Below are 16,487 nucleotides of genomic sequence, written 5' to 3'. Positions count from 1 at the left end.
CAGGTGCGTAGTTTCATTCAGCCGCCCCTGCAGATGTGAGAGTAACGATGGATGCCGTCGAGCAAGCCGAAATAACCGCCACGCGGAAACGTGCACCGGACCTCAATGTCGCGGCAACCTTAGACAACGCCGAGCTTTGGACGTCTTTTGCGACCGCGGACAGCATGGGAGCGTTCTGTTCATCCTGGCTAGCTCTTCAGTGCAGTCAGATCCCCTTTAGCAGCACCGGACTCCTGCTTCTCCAAAGTCCTGACGGGTCCTATCGGCCGGCCGCGATCTGGCCTGATGCCGAAAGCGACGTCACCTATCTGACACCGGGAGCGGAACAGGCGGTCCGCGAAGGCCGCGGCGTTGTCCGCTCTATCCTGGCAAGCGCCGGCGCTGCCGCGCGCATGCACGTCGCCTTTCCGATCGACGTCCAGGGGAATGTCATCGGCGTCGTTGCTATCGATATCGCCTCCAATACCGGGCTTGATCTGCAGACAGTGTTTCGCCAATTGCAGTGGGGTTCAGGGTGGCTCGAGGCCGCCCTACGGCGCCGGCAAAATTCTGGCGATGCATCGAGCCTCGCTCGGGCAAACGCGGCTCTCGATCTGCTCGCGGTCACAGAGGAACACGCAAGACTGCAGGTGGCGGCGACCGCGCTGGTCAACGAACTCGCCGCACGTTACGACTGCGAGCGCGTTTCGCTCGGTTTCCATGAACGTCGCGGGATGCGGCTGCGGGCAATGTCGCATTCGGCGTGGTTTCAGCGGAAGGCCGAGCTGATCGGCCGGATTGAGAGCGCAATGGATGAGGCCTTCGATCAACGGCAGTCCACATCCTACCCGTTAATACCGGGAACCCAAAAGCGGATCGCAATTGCTCACAAGGATCTTGTCGCGCGCGGTCCGATCGGTAGTGCTCTCTCGATCCCCTTTTCCGGAAACAACGGTGTCGCCGGTATCATAACGCTCGAGCGTCGAACGCCACAACCCTTCGACATCGAAACGCTACAGACCCTTGAACTCCTAGGGTCGCTCGCCGGACCGGTCCTCGAACTGCAGCGTAATGCCGAACGTCTGCTGACGGGTCGAGCGATCGCAAATGTGCGCTCCGGCCTTGCCGCCGTCTTCGGTCCGCGCCGTCCCGCGGTCAAGCTCGCGGTGCTTGCCTCACTGTGCGTCATCGGGTTCCTGTCATTTGCCAAAAGCGAATTTCGGGTTTCCGGTAAAGCGGTTCTCGAAGGCTCGGTGCAACGGGCAGCGGTTGTGCCGTTCGATGGATTCCTGGCGCAGGCGCTTGTTCGTCCCGGCGATGTTGTTCGCAAGGGGGAGACCCTTGCGGTCCTTGAGGACCGCGACCTCATGCTCGAACGGACGCGATGGGAAATCGAGGTTCGAAAGCTCCAGCAGAAATATCGTGACGCACAATCCCAGCACGACCGATTGGCCATGCAGCTCCTTCAAGCGCAGATCGACCAGGCCGAGGCGCAGAGAGCGCTAGCCGCCGACAAACTATCCAGGAGCAGGATTGGCGCCGCCATCGACGGTTTTGTCGTCAGTGGCGACCTCAGCCAGATGCTCGGGGCACCCGTGCAGCAGGGAAAGGTTCTTTTCGAGGTGGCTCCGCTTAATTCCTACCGGGTGGTTTTGCATGTCGACGAGGAGGACATCCGGCACGTTAGCCTCGGCCAGCAAGGGGAGCTCGCCCTCACCGGGGCAGCCGGTCAGACCGTGCCATTCCGTGTGTCTCGGCTGACCTCGGTTGCCGCGGCCGAAGAAGGCCGCAATTTTTTCCGTGTCGAGGCAGACCTTCTCGAAAACGACCTGCCCCTGCGGCCGGGCATGGAAGGGATCGGCAAGATCGATATCGGCCAACGATCGCTTCTGTGGGTCGCCACGCGCAGTCTGATCGAGCGGACCAGGCTGTTCGTCTGGTCCTGGATCCCTTGAACGCAGCGAGGTTATCATGGTGGAACCCTTCCTCAGCCAGAGTTGGTACAGATTGTGCAATCTCAGGCCGCGGCTGCGACCGCACGTGCTTATCCATCGCCATCGCTTCCGCGGCAGCGTCTGGTACGTTCTCCAGGATGCAGCAAGCGGCAAATCCCACCGTTTCACGCCGATCGCCTATTATTTCATAGCAAGCCTCGACGGCCGCCTTTCGGTCGATGCTGTCTGGAACGAAATGGCCGAAACCTTCGGTGACGAGGCGCCAAGCCAGGACGACATCATCCGGTTGCTGACGCAGCTTCACTCAGCCGACCTTCTGCGCCTCGACACCCAGCCGGACGCCCTGGAATTGTTCGACCGTTATTCGCGGCAGAACCAGTCGCTTTTGAAGCGCAATCTCAAGAGCCCGCTGTCGATAACCCTGCCCCTTTGGGATCCCGACTTCTTTTTGAAGCGCATGCTTCCGCTCTTTCGTCCCCTGTTCAGCCGGACCGGCCTATTCCTCTGGCTCGCAACCATCGCACCGGCGATCTATCTTGCGACGCTCCACGCCAAAGAACTGGCTGGAAACCTATCCGACCGCGTCTTTGCGGCCGAAGGATTGCTCCTCATTGCGCTGGTCTATCCGATCGTCAAGCTGCTGCACGAATTCGGACATGGGCTTGCAACAAGGGCATTCGGCGGCGAAGTGCATCAGATGGGCCTGATGTTTCTGGTCTTTTTTCCGGTTCCCTATGTCGATGCGTCCGCTTCGGCAGGCTTCCGCAGCAAATACCAGCGTGCTGCCGTGGCCGGGGCAGGAATCATCGTCGAGACATTCCTGGCAGCCTGTGGCCTCTACCTGTGGCTGGCCGTAGAGGCCGGCCCGGTGCGTGCTGTCGCCTTCGACGTGATGCTGGTGTCCGGTCTGTCGACGGTGCTGGTAAACGGAAACCCGCTTCTCAAGTTCGATGGTTATTTTGTGCTGATCGACCTGATCGAGATGCCCAATCTTGCCCCTCGATCGACCAAATACTGGGCGACCCTGATTGAGCGTCGGATCTTCGGAGTAGAGAAGAAGAGCGACCCCTTGAGTTTCGGGGAGCATGTCTGGCTGCTCGCCTTTGCACCGGCCTCCTACGTCTACCGGATGATCGTTCTCTTCGGGATATCGCTGTTCGTCGCGACCCATTATCTTGTGGTCGGGATCCTGCTGGCGCTGTGGGGGATTTTCTCGGGCATCGCGATGCCAGCCGCAAAGATGCTGTGGCACGTGGTTGCAAATCCTCAATTACGCCGCCGCCGCGTCAGGGCCGTTGGGATCACCTCTCTCGCGCTTGCGGCTGTCGCCGGTCCCGTCATGTTCGTTCCCCTTCCCCTCAACACCCTGTCCCAGGGGACGATCTGGCTCCCGGAGGAGGCCTATGTGCGAGCGGGAGCGGATGGCTTCCTTGATAAGGTTGCCGCGCCGGCGGGATCGCATGTCGAAAAAGGTGCGCCGCTGTTTCAATCCTCGGACCCTGTTCTCACAATGCAGCTATCGATCCTCGAGGCCCGCGTTCGAGAACTCGACACACAATTCCGGGCCGAGTGGCTTACCAATCGGGCGCAAGCCGAGGTGACCTCCAGGGAGCTTGAAGAGGCGAGCGCCGAACTCGAGCGTTCAAGAGAGCGATCGAGACGCCTGATCGCCCACAGCGCAACCGCAGGGACCTTCGTTGTCGACCGTATCAACGATTTGCCGGAGCGTTATTTTCGCGAGGGAGACGTGCTGGGTTATGTAACGCCAGCACGCGGGCAAACAGTCCGAGTCGTGGTTTCCCAGGACGACATCGACCTCGTCAGAAAACGGCGCGTGCGGGTCAGCGTGCGCATTCCGGGACAAGCCGAGGTGTCGCTGCCGGCAAAGATCCTGCATGAGGCACCCGCAGCGATCGACCATCTCCCGAGCAAGGCCCTCGCGTCGGTCAGTGGCGGCCCAATTGCCACCGATCCACGTGATACCGAAGGAATTAAATCTCTCAGACGCTGGTTCCAGATCGATCTGGATATTTCAGAAAGCCCCGCCCCGGCGGCATTCGGAAGCCGAGTCTATGTGCGGTTCGAACACGAATGGGAACCGGCGGCCACGCAGATCGCGCGCCGCGTCCGACAACTGTTCCTGGCTCAAATCCATGCTTGACGAGCTCGTTCATCCCTGGAAGGTCAGCGACCTCAAGATGATGCCGTTTCCCGAGAGGCGAGCGCCGACGACCGGGGCAATTGACAGCATCCTGGCGCGGCTTCAGGCCACATTGAAGAGACGATCGACGGCGACACCGGTCGGCCTCGGCCCGTTTCTGGAAAAGGTCGAGAGGTATGCCACCCATTTGCAAGGCATGGATGAGACCGAATATGCGCTGATCTCCGACGAGGTTCGCCTGCAGTTCTTACGCACGGGACTGACTGCTGAGAATATCGCACGCTCATTCGCACTCGTGAGAGAGACCTCTTATCGCCTGCTTGGCATGAGACATCACCCGGTCCAGTTAGTCGCCGGATGTATGCTCCTGCAAGGCAGGCTTGCCGAGATGAATACGGGCGAAGGCAAAACTCTCACGGCCCTGCTGCCAGCGGCGACCGCAGCCCTCGCCGGGGTGCCGGTTCATGTCGTGACGGTAAACGATTATCTTGCTAAGCGGGACGCCGAGCACCTCAAACCGGTCTATGACAGGCTCGGTGTCTCCGTCGGCCTGGTCGAGCATGGCCAGGATCCAGCCACTCGACGGGCTGCCTACGCATGCGACGTCGTCTATTGTACGAACAAGGAACTGGCGTTTGACTATCTGCGCGACACGATCGCGCTGCGTGGAAAAAGGAGCAAGGCGCGCGTCCTGCTCGATCAAACAATCGGCGACATTCGCGATCGTCCGCAATTGTACCTTCGCGGCCTTCACTTTGCGATCGTCGACGAGGCCGACAGCGTTCTTGTCGACGAAGCCAGAACGCCCCTCATCATTTCCCGCGAACTTGAAGATTCCGTCGGGGCCGAAACATACCGCGCCGCCCTTGACGTTGGGAAGGATCTGACGGCCGGAGACCATTATCGCCTGTCGACGCGAGACAGGACCATTCACCTGACACCGCTCGGTCGCAAGATCGTGGGCGATGCGTCATCGTCCGCCGGCGGTTTGTGGGCGGCGCGCAGGGCTCGTCTCGAACTCGTCGAACAGGCCCTCTCTGCCCTTCATCTGTTCAAGCGGGATGTGCACTACATCGTCGTCGACGGCAAGGTGCAGATCGTCGACGAATATACCGGGCGGGTCATGGCGGACCGCGCCTGGGAGCGCGGCTTGCATCAGCTGATTGAGACCAAGGAAGCCTGCAAGCCGTCTGGGCGTCGTGAGACACTCGCACAGATAACCTATCAAAGGCTTTTCCGGCGTTATCTGTGGCTGGCAGGCATGACGGGCACAGCTGCCGAAATCGCAACGGAACTGGACGAGGTCTATAATCTGAAAGTCATCAGGATCCCGACGCATCGCCCAGTGCGGCGGCAGGATCTTGGCGCCCGTCTGTGCGTCACAACCGATGAGAAATGGAGACATGTCGCCTCTAGGGTGCACGAAGTCAGCGACAGGGGCCGACCAGTGCTTATCGGCACGCGTTCTGTCGAAGCATCCGAAGCACTCAGCGCTGTCCTGAGAGCGCAGGGGCTAAAGCACACGGTCTTGAACGCGCGGCAAGATGCCGGTGAAGCGGCTATCGTCACCGCCGCTGGAAGTGCCGGAAGCATCACAGTGGCAACAAACATGGCCGGGAGAGGAACCGACATCAAACTTTCCGCTGACGTCGTCGAGCGCGGCGGCCTGCATGTGATACTGACAGAGTATCACGAATCTGCCCGGATCGATCGCCAGCTTTTCGGCAGATGTGCACGCCAGGGTGACCCTGGGAGCTTCGAGGCAATCGTTTCGCTCGAGGACGACTTATTTCGCCGCTACGCGAGACGGGTCATGCCGCTCGGCTCCGGGACTGCAATTTCGTCCTGGCCGCCGATCAATGCCCTTCTCTGCCAGATGATGCGCAGCCTCGGACAAAATTCAATGGAGCGAAAGCACCTCTGGATGCGCAGGCAGACAGTTAAACAAGACGTCAAGCTTGATAAGGCCTTGTCGTTCACCGGGGCGCCGGACTGAGACCCTTTGGGTTGGTCGCCTTGAAGGGATCTGGACCTTTGACATGTAATTTCGGTAACTGAAATGCCGGCGAAACCGCTACCTATTATGAAAGTCGCCAGGATTATTTTCTCAAGATTTGTGAACTGGGTGCGTCTCCGAGCAGCAATTGAATGCGGGCACGTCCTCCACTCCGCTTGCTTATATACATATCCGCGGCCAACCCACTCGTCAGCCCAAAGGATTGATGTTCTCTATTTGTTCTCTTATAAGATGTTAAGAAGACGCTGGGCGACTCGATTAAGCTTGACGCATCCTTGCCATGGCATGTGAATGAAAAAAGAACTAGGCGGACAAAATGAAGCAAGCAACTCTTTGGAACGTCAAGAACGACGCGGGACCGTTATTTGATCCTATCGATGCCGCGCTGGAGCTTGGCGCGTACGAGGCAATGTGGACCGAACAAAACGCAAGCTTCAAGTCGCTTGCAGAAAAGTTCGCAGAATCTCCTGATGCCCGCCCATCTGATTTCATCCCCCCGGAACAGGCAAGGCTGGTCGCAAACCGGGTTATTCACAAGCTCCGCGGTCCTGATGGTACGCGTTTTGATGTGCGCGTCAGGGGCGAACTCGAATACCCCGAGCGGTTGCGGCAAGCCACCCATCCCGTCGAACTCCTTTATTTTCAAGGCCGGTGGGAGCTGATTGCGACGCGTTCAGTTGCCGTTGTGGGCACCAGAAAACCAAGTGGCGAGGGGTTGAGCCGGGTGAGGCATCTTGTGAAGAGGCTCGTGCAAGATGAGTTTACAATCGTATCGGGCCTCGCTGAAGGCGTCGATACGGAAGCTCACAATGCTGCAATTGCAGCTGGTGGTGAGACGATCGCGGTCATCGGCACGCCCTTGAACCATGTGTACCCGAAATCGAACGCGAGCCTGCAGGAGCGTATCGCGAAGGACCATTTGCTGATCAGCCAAGTCCCGCTGGAGCGATATGAAGCTCAAAACTTCCGAGTGAACCGTTTCTTTTTCCCCGAGAGGAACAAGACGATGTCGGCGCTCACAGAGGCGACCATCATCGTTGAAGCAGGAGAAACATCCGGAACGCTGGTGCAGGCGAGAGAGGCTCTTAAGCAAAAACGGAAACTCTTCATTTTGAACAGCTGTTTTGAACGATCGGATCTAACGTGGCCGACGCGGTTTGAAGCCGAAGGCGCCATAAGAGTACGCGAATATGACGACATCAGACGCGAGCTGGTCAGCTCGTCTTAGGGTCGTCGGCGATCTCGAGCGCCCCGATCACTTCTATCTTGATGATAGCGATACCTGCGCGTATTTCGGTACGTATACGCCGCGGGCGGGATTCGCTCACAGTTATACAAATCAGATCATCAGCAATCTAAAGAAGAGCCCCTCCGTTCGTAACACCGGACAATGGCAGCACAAGCAGCGCGCGATTGCCAATGTCGGGGCCGCGATTGCCCAGAACGTCAACGCTAACAGCTGGCAAAATACAGTCTTTGTCCCCATTCCGCCGTCGAAACGGCGAGATTCGCAAGAATTCGATGACCGGATGTTGCGCGTGGCTCAAGCGATGGGGCACAACGCAGATGTGCGCGAAGTGCTTTATACTGCGGTGGAACGAGAGGCCAGACATACAAAGACTGATCGACGTGACCGTGATGCGTTGCGAGCATCGCTGGCAGTCGATCCTCGCTTTGTCGCCAACCCCAAGCCGCAAGTCGTTCTTCTCGATGACGTGCTCACGACCGGATGTAGTTTCAAAGTCTGTAAAGAGATGATTGGCGAAATTTGGCCTCAATCGTCGATCATCGGCGTGTTCGTCGCCCGCCGCGTTCCGCAGAATCCGTTCGCTGACTTTGACTCGGAATAGCCGACAGCTACGTCGACGCTCTCACGCCAGAACCTGCGGCCAGTCCCATGCCGAATATCGTTTGAAGGCGTCCGCGACCTGCTCCGGTGCCTGAGGGTTTCGAATTTGCGCACCGTTTGGAAAAATATTCACTTGCGTTGTTGCCGTAGCATACGGCTTGTAGGGATCCTTGAGTTCAGGGGTGGTGCCCGCCAGGGCGCGGTAATGATTTCCTCCTGGCGTTTTCAGCCAAGCCGCGCAGATGACGTCAGCTCCCGTGGCTTTAACGAAAGCTCGGGCCGCCTCAAGGGAAAAACCCTCAGTTAAGATGTCGTCGACGACCAAAACGGTCTTGCCTGCCTTAAGAGGACTGGTTTTATACCGACCACCGAGTTGCCCCGTCTTTAAGGGGTCACGGCGAAGCCTGATCGTGGAAAGCTGATTTCCGTGGTCCAGCGCGATGCCTTGCTGACGGGCCGTCTGAGACTTTTGTGCCGGAGCATGGCGTTCCACAAGATCAACCAAATAGCTGGCACGCAAGGTATCAGCCACAATCTTGAGAGCGTTCGATAGAACCTTCTGGCTGGAATTGGGATGATGGCCTGGATAGGGTGCCACGTAGTTGATGACCCTCCCCAACCCGGAGAAATAGAGGCGCGCGCCCATCAAGCGGCCCCAGAACCGCACATCGCCTTTATTGAATTTCACAGCCTGTTTCGCATCCGTAGAATAGGCACCTGCAGTTGGATAGGACTTGGAATACTCAGCAAGAGGGGCGATGGCATAAACCTTCAGGTCGCCCTGCTCGATCGCCCAAAACCAGTCACCGATTGAAAGACAGCAACAATCGACAAACCGAGCGATGTCCTTCGGCGACTCGAATTCGAACCCATACGCGCTGTTCTGCGCGTGCCAGCGGGCGTTGAGGAACATGAGTTTCCCATTTCTGGCAGCAATCATGTCCTCCTTCGTCGAACCGATATAGATCGCCTCCTCCGGTTGCCAGTTTTGAGTTTTCAAAACATGATCCATAGCACCGGCAAACTGCTTCATCGGCATGTCTCGGCCACCGCGATAATAGGGGATCTTGTGACCGACGACCTCGCTCAGGATGTCAGGGATCTCACGCTTTGACGCCGTTTCGATCCAACTGCTGTTGCTGACGATCACCGGCGTGACATTTCTGTTCGTTAAGAACTTCAGCAGTTTGATGGTCTCGTCCATTAACACAGGATCGATGCTGCCCTTGACAACGAGCGTGTCGCGCAGGGAAAAAATCGCGCCTTTCAAGGTGTACATTTTCGCGCCCCGCTAAAGAAAACTGGTCTGTCGATACTGTGGGTCGTTACGTACAGATCGCTCTACGAAGTCCCGAAAGGCTTCATCCTCCCCCGGCACAGTGAAAACTTGCCGAGGCCCGCGACCCGCCGGAAGAGTGATCGGTCGATGATCCCATGTGGGTAGCCGTAGACCGGCGATTGCCCGGCCAAGGCCGGCTGCGTACCGAACTGTATGGGCCGTGCCACTGCGTTCCTTCCACTCGACCGGGATGAGCGCTCTGGCCAATGCCGCCTGTAACCTGTTGCGACGAACAAAGTTCAGGGCACTGTAGCTTTCCCCCGGTAGATATTCGGTGATGACAGCCCCGCCGGCATCAACAATTCTCTCACGGATCGGCCCGATATTTTTTGGATAATCCGCAGTTATTCCGGTTCCCAGCACTGCGATTGTGGGCACTTTTGCGGCAAGGCTGGCATTGTGGATCGATTGATCTATCCCGAGTGCAAGCCCGCTGACCGTGGGGTGGCCCCAATGACTCAGGGTGAGGCCGACATATTCAGCAAGCCATAGCCCATCCCTGGATGGATCACGGGTTCCGACGATCGCAATAGATGGCACACTCAATACTTCCGCATTGCCTTGAACGAACAACCAATGTGGCGGATCGTCGAGGTGAAGCAGGGTGCGCGGATAACGTTTGTCGGACCGAAGGACGACCTGGATTTGCCTTGCCTCAAAAGTCGATTCAAGCTGATCGACGGATCTGGCAAGGGCGTTCTTTATTCCGTCCCAATCGGCTTTCGGGCTACTCGGAAGGCGCGCGCCTTTCGATTTGAGCAGTAGGGATAGCTCCTCCCCCTGAGAATTGAAAACAGATTGAAACGATCGTTTCGACTCTGCGATCTGCCAGAGCGTCTGAAAGCCTACGCCCTTCATCATCGCCAAAGAGAGGAACGCTGTTTTTTCGCTGGTCAAATCTGGCTGATTGTCCACGTGCACCCCACCGCCTTATTCTGTGCTGCCGGAGCGCTTGGCAGCTTGTGCAGCTTGCCGCGCTTCCAGGTCTTCGCGCGCCATTGCAATGGTTTCTTCAACGGTCGGCGGCACCTGACGCTGGGGCGTTAATCCATGCTGTTCCAAAACTTCATGCAACGGTTCAATGCTCAATATAGTGAAGAATCCCGGCTCAGGTTTTCCGAATTGCTCTAGGCTCTCGATAACCATCCCGAGGACGAAGCCACGTTCGTGAAAGACAGGCCCGCCGCTGAAGCCACCGCGTGAGGGGCCCGACACCACGAAACGGACGTAGCGGTCACGATACGTATCCACGACGCCATTGACTTCAACGGTCGCCGCGAGCTGAATTGGATCCTTGGCGGTTGGCACCGGCGGATATCCGAAAACGATACCTTTTGTCAGCAGCCAATCCTCATCCACAATCCAGTCATCGTAGTGAAATCCCAGCGCCATCGCGGGAGTGTTTCGATCGATGCCGCCCATGACGAAGGCGGCCACATCGATCGCATCATCATTGTGGAAAAATGGACCGCGGAGGACGTGCGGATTCTCGTGGCGCATGGACCATATTGGAATTTCGCCGTTAAGCATCGTTCCGGTTGGACTCTCCTCAACCAACTCGTCTCTGAAGATCCAGCCCCTGCCGTAAGGAACGACGGAAAGGACTTCATTGTCTTCCAACACGTGGCGAGCAGTGAGGTAGACGCCCTCTCCAACGTGAAAGGCCGTCCCAATTCCTTCGTCACCCGAGGGCAGCTTGACCACGACGGCAGCACAAGCCAACGCACCAACTCTGAGGATTAACCGTTGGAAATCTTCAGACCATTCGGCGCGTCGCTCTGCTTCCTCGGGTGTCATCGGCCTGGGCGGGCCGCCTTCCGGCCATTCGTTTGTTACGAGCGACTCGTTCATGTTGATGCAGTCCATCCATTGCGAACTAGTGAGACAGTGCCCCATCGCAACTCAGGCGCTGTGATTTAGCCTTCAGATGAACGTCCCGGTGAACCGCCCTGAAGACCATACGTGCACGATGAACCACAGAACTTTACCCCGCCAGCCGGGTGACGCGGAGAAGGATCATCAGGGTCACGTTATATACAGGGTGAGTTTCTCACCACGTAAATTTTCATACTCCTGCCGAGATCCGACGAAACCGGCGCCCGGCAATACCTTATGCATTGCCGCGTTTGTCTTTGGGAAGGCTCCGATAATCTTCGCGGTCGTGAAAGCCTTGTCGGGGCGGACACGGCCGAAAGAAATCTTTTAGCATGGAGATCGGACCCCAGATCAAAGGACGTCGCCTTGGACATGCGATGGGCCTGGCGTTGGTGTCAGCCTTGAAGAGGTGGGACATCGACTGGCGGGAGATGTTTTAGTTGGAGAAGAGCCGCTTGCCCGTCGCACCACCTACTTTGCGCAGTATGCGGAATCCGAGAGCCACAGATACGCAAATTGGAGTTGGAGGATGGGAGCGAGCGGGGCTCGGTCGACCTAAGGGATCATTTTCGGATCTAGATTGAGAATGGTGATCACACCTTCGCCTTTAATTCTGAAAGACTGTTCAGTGATTTCGTATTGCTCGGCAGCCCAGTTCTCAAACCAGGCGTCGGCGCCAATCTTCCGCGGAAATCCTTCGTCGCGGGAAAGCGGGTTATGGAGCAACTCGAAGGCAAAGCTGTCTGAATCGAGATCGTCCTTGGGTCGCCAATATCCGGGTATACCTCCCGCAGACTTGCTCCATCGACGCCCAGCGGTGCCATGACTGATCATGATCGCCGTTGGATAATTCCCAGTGTCGATCATCCTGATGAGCGTCGCGGTCAAACTCGTATTGAACGCCGCGGCGACGGCCTTCAACGCCTGGAGATCGAGACGGCGGTGCTCTCGGCAAGCAATCTTGAACATCGACAACGGCATAAGAAGATTGGCCGCATATAGGTCTGCAGCGCGTTCGGCGTCGTTCTTGTTCGAAAACTTTCCGATGTCGCTCGCCCGGCAGGCCACCGTCTCTCCCCGGTGATGCGCCCAGTGCCCGAGTTCGTGGGCGATAGAGAACCGCTCTCTCTGCGGCATCCCACCTGGAACTACGGAGATAATTCCCTTATTTCCGCGCCCAGTGATCATAGCCTCGCAACATTTGAGGCAGCGACGTTTCACCCGAAGACCGACATAATATACGATAGCCTCGACGTCGATGTCGCGGGGCTCCGTAATGCCGAGAGACCGAAGTAAAGCATCCGGCGACAGATTCGTAGGGATCGGATCAATTCTAATCATCATTGTCATCTTCGTCTTCAAGTTCGGCGAGATCTTCAAGAATTGCTTCGAGATCACCGTCCATCGAGCCGTCGCCGAATCGTGCTGCAAGAGTAAGTCCTGCTGTTGTGTCACCAGCCTTTGCGCGTTCGTACAGGCGCCTAGCACCCGCGATGTCTAGATCTACTTTATGAGACGCGTTGCTGGAGAAAACGCCTGCACGCGCACGCTCCAATCTTGACCTTGCAAGTCTCGCTTCAGCCTGCTCGATCGCGCTCCTAACCATCTGTACATTCGCTTGATCGTCGGGACCGAGCGGAGTGTCATCAGCGATTATGAAGTCAATAAAGCTGTCCACCGCGTCCTTCTTTTTGTCCGTCATCACGGCCGTCCTTCCATCGCCCAACTTTCGTTGGCGAGCTTTTCAATTTTGCGGTTCATTCGGGTGCGCAGTGCTTCCAAGCGCTTGGCGTCCACCCCGACCGCGTCCTGCAACTCCTTCCCGCGCAAGCCGTCTTCGATTCCCATAAGCAGCATTTCCATTTCACCGTCGCCGGCGAAGTGATCCTGCAGTTTCGACATCGCCTGTTCAAGTCGGACCTTGTTTTTGAGGTCGGCTCCGTTGTCGGTCGCCTCCACGTTAACAAGATCGTCGCCCTTGACGATAGACAGTCCGTGCTTGAGCCTCGCGAGGCTTCTCTCCTCGGGGATCAGGTCTCGGTCCGACTTAAGGCTTTTCATGACTCCGCCGACGAACGAAAGAAACGCGACCTTTTTTGGCCAGCGTCTCGTGCCTTCGGCGATCCGGATAAAGGATTCGTTGATCAGCTCTTGTGGTGGCGCGTAACCGCCCGAACAAGCGATGAAGTTCGCTATCCGACCGAGCTTGTCCAGCTCAAGTTCGGAAAGCCCTCGGAACGTCGCGAGCGCTTCGTCCGCAGTGTAAAAATCTTCAGCAGGCTGATGCACCTGTCCCTCCCCATATCGTTTTTCATGGCTCGACCCTCCTCTGTCGTCTCTCTTGCCTCTCTCTGGCGCACTGTTTGCGGACGGGAACGCGGATTCCGACAAACTTTTTTTCTTGTCGGAATCCTGCCGGGCGCACGCAAAGTTGGTGGACCACAGTCCCGACCGATCAACTGGAATCAATGACCATGAATATCGAACATCACGAACCACCCGGCGACAAGCACATTACCATTGAAATCGCAGGCCTCGACCTCAACTTCCACGCTTTTCCGGTGGATACGACGACGCCCACCGGTGGTAAAATCGCCAAGGTCTTCGGGCTTCGCCCTGACCAGTCGCCGTACGTCATGCAGTGGCGCGACGACGGCGATCTCGAGGACCTGCGGGTTCAGGAAGAAGCCGACTTGAGCAAGGGTCTCAAGTTCATCGTCGCGGATAGCGATGGCACCAACCGGATCACCATCGACGACGAGGGATTCGATTGGCCGGCCGATACGATCGCTGTCTCGGTTGTCCGCCAGCTCGGAAGGATTCCCGCCGATCACGAGATCTATCTTGAACGTACGAACGAACCCCATCGCCTGGTCGGCGACGGCGACGTCATCAAGATCAAGCCGGCTGGTATCGAACACTTCCGGAGCCGCAAGCCGGAAGTCTGGAAGCTGAACGTGCAGGGGAAGAAGATCACTTCGTCCGCGCCGGTAATCTCTGTAGTCGAAGCCCTCACCCGTGCGGGCTTCGACCCGAACGCCTGGATCATCATCTTGAAGGTGGTGGGACAGCCGAAGCGCCAGCTCAACGTTGACGATGAGATCGATTTGCGCACGCCGGGGATTGAGAAGATCCGCCTGACGGCGAAAGACGTGAACAACGGAGAGGCGCAAACAGCGCCTCTCCGCGAGTTCGCCCTTCTCGAGTCCGACGAGGCCTACCTCGAAGGCCTCGAACTTCAGTGGGAGGCTCGCCACAGCGACGGACATCGCTGGCTGATCGTGCGGGACTATCCACTGCCCGATGGGTACACTGCAAAGACCACCACGCTTGCTCTCATGGTCCCGCCGACCTACCCGCAGGCGGAGATCGACATGTTCTATGTCCATCCACCCCTGAGCCGCGCGACAGGCGTAGCGATCCCTGCGACCGAGGCCAGCCAGGCGATCGGTGGGTTGCCCTTCCAGCGCTGGTCACGCCATCGCGGCACGATCGCGCCGTGGAACCCCCAGCACGACAACGTGGTCACCCATCTGACCTTGGTCGAGTCGGCACTTCTGAAGGAGATCGGCGAATGAGTCCCGAACGCACCCTTGTACTGGCCGGCATCACCCATACCGTGCTTATGGCTCATCTTATGGCTGACGGAAACGAGGCCGCCGCGGTTCTGATCTGCGCCCGCTCGCCCGGCCCGCGGCAAAGATTGGTTGTACGGGACACGATTCTCGTTCCGTACGACGCCTGTCCCGTGCGCAAGCCGGACGCGATCGTCTGGCCTGGATCCTATATCGAGGAGGCGATCGACGTCGCAGAACCGGAAGAACTCGTCATCATCCTTCTTCATTCCCATCCAGGGGGCTGGCTTGAGTTTTCGAATATCGACGACGAGAGCGACGCGAGGGTGATACCAGGCATCTTCGAGGCCTTCGGAAGCTGCCATGGCTCCGCCATCATGACGCCGGATGGAGCAGTCAGAGCACGGCTTTATTCGGCCGACATGACATCTCAGCCGGTCGATCTCGTCATCGTTGCAGGTGACGACATCAGCCAGTGGTGGAATGACGTCATTGTCGATGGTATTCCTGCGGATCGCCCCCTCGCCTTCACCAGCGATATGACCGCCGAACTTTCGCGGTTGTCTGCCACAGTCGTGGGCGTTTCCGGAACCGGATCGATTGCCGCGGAGCAGGTTGCCCGTCTGGGTTTCGGTTCGGTCACGTTGATCGATCCAGACGAAGTGGAGGGAAAGAACCTCAACCGGATCCTCAATTCCACGACGGTCGATGCCGAACGCTCGGTTCCAAAGGTCGAGATGTTTGCGAAGGCTATCGCCAGCCATCGCGGCGAGGGCGTGGCGGTCAGCATCGCTGACACCCTCGGCACACGGCGGGCTATCGAAGCGGCCAGCCAGTCCGATGTGATCTTTTGCTGCGTGGACAGCAAGGAAGGCCGAATGTACGCCAATCTCATCGCCACAGCCTTCCTACTTCCCCTGTTCGACGTCGGTGTCACGATCCCGACGTTTATCGACGGGGGCAAGATCGCCATCGCCGACGTCAGCGGGCGCATCGACTACGTGCAGCCGGGCGGTTCCACGCTTGCTGATCGCGGCGTCTACACCCCCGAAGGATTGCGGGCAGAGCATTTGAAACGGGTCGACCCCAAGGCCTTCCAGGACGAACTCGCCGCAGGCTACATCAAGGGAATCCTTGAAGAGGCGCCATCGGTCATCACGCTCAACATGCGGGCAGCCTCCACGTTGGTAAATGAGTTCATCGCCCGTGCCTATCCTTATCGCCAGGAGCCGAACCGCAAATATGCACGAACCGAGTTCAGCCTCGCGGCTTGCGACGAGGAGCACTATTCGGAAGACGAGTTCCAACATCAGGACGATCCATTGCTCGGGCGAGGCGCCGCTGAGCCGCTACTCGGACTTCCGCAGTTCCGGATCCCGCGGAAGGAAGCAGCATGAGGATCGGGGCATGGCTTCGTCGGCTCGGGGACAGGTACGGTCCGGCCCGCCGGCTTCAGGTCGTCGATGGCGATACGTTGCCCTTGATCTTGCCCGGCCGTGATCTTGTTCTGACGCGCGACGACGGCGACGACTGGAGCGTGGGCATGCGTTGCCCATGCGGCTGTGGGGACACGATCGAGCTCATGGTGTTGCCGGAAGCGAGGCCTAAGTGGGACGTCACCGTCGACGGCGGCGGTCGCCCGACGCTCCACCCTTCGGTGTGGCGGAAGACGGGCTGCCGATCACATTTCTGGGTAAGAGGTGGCCGGATCCACTGGTGCTAGGTGAAGATGCCGGT

The 16,487-nt window shown here is 58.1% G+C and carries 14 protein-coding genes; 8 read left to right on the top strand and 6 right to left on the bottom strand.

Translation table 11 applies throughout. The annotated features are described in order from the left end of the window. Window positions 1-47 precede the first annotated feature (47 nt). The 5 genes from ACD590_RS26410 to ACD590_RS26390 all read left to right on the top strand — a co-directional run bounded on the left by ACD590_RS26410 (window position 48) and on the right by ACD590_RS26390 (window position 7,962). The gene (locus ACD590_RS26410; protein ID WP_439003730.1) at window positions 48-1,934 is read left to right on the top strand and encodes an HlyD family efflux transporter periplasmic adaptor subunit; all 1,887 of its coding nucleotides are present in this window, start codon (window positions 48-50) and stop codon (window positions 1,932-1,934) included. A 16-nt stretch (window positions 1,935-1,950) separates the two neighbouring features. Further along, window positions 1,951-4,095 carry a PqqD family peptide modification chaperone gene (locus ACD590_RS26405; RefSeq protein ID WP_439003729.1) on the top strand — a complete coding sequence of 715 codons (2,145 nt, stop codon included), beginning with the start codon at window positions 1,951-1,953 and terminating at the stop codon, window positions 4,093-4,095. Continuing rightward, window positions 4,088-6,091 carry a DEAD/DEAH box helicase gene (locus ACD590_RS26400; protein WP_439003728.1) on the top strand — a complete coding sequence of 668 codons (2,004 nt, stop codon included), beginning with the start codon at window positions 4,088-4,090 and terminating at the stop codon, window positions 6,089-6,091. Before ACD590_RS26405 ends, ACD590_RS26400 begins: the two co-directional genes overlap by 8 nt. A 337-nt stretch (window positions 6,092-6,428) precedes the next feature. Continuing rightward, window positions 6,429-7,340: a DNA-processing protein DprA gene (locus tag ACD590_RS26395; protein ID WP_439003727.1), complete on the top strand. Its 912-nt coding sequence runs from the start codon at window positions 6,429-6,431 to the stop codon at window positions 7,338-7,340. Then, window positions 7,303-7,962 (top strand): hypothetical protein, encoded by a 660-nt coding sequence (locus tag ACD590_RS26390; RefSeq protein WP_439003726.1) that lies wholly within the window; start codon window positions 7,303-7,305, stop codon window positions 7,960-7,962. The genes ACD590_RS26395 and ACD590_RS26390 overlap by 38 nt, the downstream gene beginning before the upstream one ends. Window positions 7,963-7,983: 21 nt before the next feature. Here ACD590_RS26390 and ACD590_RS26385 read toward each other — a convergent pair whose 3' ends face one another. The 6 genes from ACD590_RS26385 to ACD590_RS26360 all read right to left on the bottom strand — a co-directional run bounded on the left by ACD590_RS26385 (window position 7,984) and on the right by ACD590_RS26360 (window position 13,464). Beyond that, window positions 7,984-9,240 carry a phosphoribosyltransferase family protein gene (locus ACD590_RS26385; RefSeq protein ID WP_439003725.1) on the bottom strand — a complete coding sequence of 419 codons (1,257 nt, stop codon included), beginning with the start codon at window positions 9,238-9,240 and terminating at the stop codon, window positions 7,984-7,986. A gap of 12 nt (window positions 9,241-9,252) precedes the next feature. Continuing rightward, entirely contained in the window at window positions 9,253-10,215 is a 963-nt protein-coding gene (locus ACD590_RS26380; RefSeq protein ID WP_439003724.1) for a DNA-processing protein DprA, read from the bottom strand. Window positions 10,216-10,230: 15 nt separating this feature from the next. Continuing rightward, window positions 10,231-11,151, bottom strand: coding sequence for a S1 family peptidase (locus ACD590_RS26375; protein WP_439003723.1), 921 nt, complete (start codon window positions 11,149-11,151; stop codon window positions 10,231-10,233). A gap of 579 nt (window positions 11,152-11,730) precedes the next feature. Continuing rightward, window positions 11,731-12,525 carry an ImmA/IrrE family metallo-endopeptidase gene (locus ACD590_RS26370; protein ID WP_439003722.1) on the bottom strand — a complete coding sequence of 265 codons (795 nt, stop codon included), beginning with the start codon at window positions 12,523-12,525 and terminating at the stop codon, window positions 11,731-11,733. Further along, window positions 12,509-12,877 (bottom strand): hypothetical protein, encoded by a 369-nt coding sequence (locus ACD590_RS26365; protein WP_439003721.1) that lies wholly within the window; start codon window positions 12,875-12,877, stop codon window positions 12,509-12,511. The genes ACD590_RS26370 and ACD590_RS26365 overlap by 17 nt, the downstream gene beginning before the upstream one ends. Then, window positions 12,877-13,464 carry a transposase gene (locus tag ACD590_RS26360; RefSeq protein WP_439003720.1) on the bottom strand — a complete coding sequence of 196 codons (588 nt, stop codon included), beginning with the start codon at window positions 13,462-13,464 and terminating at the stop codon, window positions 12,877-12,879. Before ACD590_RS26360 ends, ACD590_RS26365 begins: the two co-directional genes overlap by 1 nt. Before the next feature lie 185 nt (window positions 13,465-13,649). Between ACD590_RS26360 and ACD590_RS26355 the strand changes: the two genes are divergently transcribed. From ACD590_RS26355 to ACD590_RS26345, 3 genes are read left to right on the top strand one after another with little or no spacing between them, the layout of a single operon-like run. After that, complete coding sequence (locus ACD590_RS26355) at window positions 13,650-14,753, top strand: multiubiquitin domain-containing protein (RefSeq protein ID WP_439003719.1); 1,104 nt, start codon at window positions 13,650-13,652, stop codon at window positions 14,751-14,753. Beyond that, window positions 14,750-16,147, top strand: coding sequence for a ThiF family adenylyltransferase (locus ACD590_RS26350; RefSeq protein ID WP_439003718.1), 1,398 nt, complete (start codon window positions 14,750-14,752; stop codon window positions 16,145-16,147). The genes ACD590_RS26355 and ACD590_RS26350 overlap by 4 nt, the downstream gene beginning before the upstream one ends. Continuing rightward, window positions 16,144-16,473 (top strand): DUF6527 family protein, encoded by a 330-nt coding sequence (locus ACD590_RS26345; RefSeq protein ID WP_439003717.1) that lies wholly within the window; start codon window positions 16,144-16,146, stop codon window positions 16,471-16,473. Before ACD590_RS26350 ends, ACD590_RS26345 begins: the two co-directional genes overlap by 4 nt. Window positions 16,474-16,487: the final 14 nt, after the last annotated feature.

Source organism: Rhizobium sp. 862_C5_N1_2 (assembly GCF_051811205.1).
In the GTDB taxonomy this organism is placed as follows: domain Bacteria; phylum Pseudomonadota; class Alphaproteobacteria; order Rhizobiales; family Rhizobiaceae; genus Rhizobium; species Rhizobium leguminosarum.
Note: the sequence above shows the minus strand (reverse complement) of the source record. Positions and strands in the feature narration are given on the sequence as shown.

Bases quoted from the DNA above. Each gene is read 5' to 3' on its own strand.
- ACD590_RS26365 (WP_439003721.1), bottom strand. From the start codon at position 12,877: ATGACGGACAAAAAGAAGGACGCGGTGGACAGCTTTATTGACTTCATA.
- ACD590_RS26390 (WP_439003726.1), top strand. From the start codon at position 7,303: ATGACGACATCAGACGCGAGCTGGTCAGCTCGTCTTAGGGTCGTCGGC.
- ACD590_RS26345 (WP_439003717.1), top strand. From the start codon at position 16,144: ATGAGGATCGGGGCATGGCTTCGTCGGCTCGGGGACAGGTACGGTCCG.
- ACD590_RS26395 (WP_439003727.1), top strand. From the start codon at position 6,429: ATGAAGCAAGCAACTCTTTGGAACGTCAAGAACGACGCGGGACCGTTA.
- ACD590_RS26375 (WP_439003723.1), bottom strand. From the start codon at position 11,151: ATGAACGAGTCGCTCGTAACAAACGAATGGCCGGAAGGCGGCCCGCCC.
- ACD590_RS26370 (WP_439003722.1), bottom strand. From the start codon at position 12,525: ATGACAATGATGATTAGAATTGATCCGATCCCTACGAATCTGTCGCCG.
- ACD590_RS26385 (WP_439003725.1), bottom strand. From the start codon at position 9,240: ATGTACACCTTGAAAGGCGCGATTTTTTCCCTGCGCGACACGCTCGTT.
- ACD590_RS26405 (WP_439003729.1), top strand. From the start codon at position 1,951: ATGGTGGAACCCTTCCTCAGCCAGAGTTGGTACAGATTGTGCAATCTC.
- ACD590_RS26350 (WP_439003718.1), top strand. From the start codon at position 14,750: ATGAGTCCCGAACGCACCCTTGTACTGGCCGGCATCACCCATACCGTG.
- ACD590_RS26410 (WP_439003730.1), top strand. From the start codon at position 48: ATGGATGCCGTCGAGCAAGCCGAAATAACCGCCACGCGGAAACGTGCA.
- ACD590_RS26400 (WP_439003728.1), top strand. From the start codon at position 4,088: ATGCTTGACGAGCTCGTTCATCCCTGGAAGGTCAGCGACCTCAAGATG.
- ACD590_RS26355 (WP_439003719.1), top strand. From the start codon at position 13,650: ATGAATATCGAACATCACGAACCACCCGGCGACAAGCACATTACCATT.